Source organism: Ochrobactrum sp. SFR4, assembly GCF_019730395.1.
Classification (GTDB): Bacteria; Pseudomonadota; Alphaproteobacteria; order Rhizobiales; family Rhizobiaceae; genus Pseudochrobactrum.
On sequence record NZ_JAAPBB010000686.1, the window covers coordinates 1 to 280 of the forward strand.

Consider the following 280-nt stretch of genomic DNA (forward strand, 5'->3'; position numbering starts at 1 on the left):
TTCCTTATTTGCCGTGGCTAAAAAGCTGCAGTTTTTTCTTTTAAAGGAACCAGAACCCGTCTTCGCGCGGACTGGTATGATTGATATGACCCGGTTTCGACTGAATTTCCGCGGGCCTGCGTTCCGCAATGTTTTAAGCTACACTTTTGCGCATTGGCGGAAACAGCCGGTGCGTCTGAGCCTGATGATCATTGGTATGATGCTGGCAACGGCAGCTGATGTTTTGACACCGCTTTATTCCGGCCGTCTGGTTGATGCGCTGGCATTGGGTAGCGACTCT

Annotated in this window: 1 pseudogene; it reads left to right on the forward strand. The window is 50.7% G+C overall.

Going from position 1 to position 280, the window contains the following annotated elements:
* Positions 1–85 precede the first annotated feature (85 nt).
* Positions 86–280: pseudogene (locus tag HBA93_RS20805) on the forward strand (ABC transporter ATP-binding protein); the annotation flags it as partial.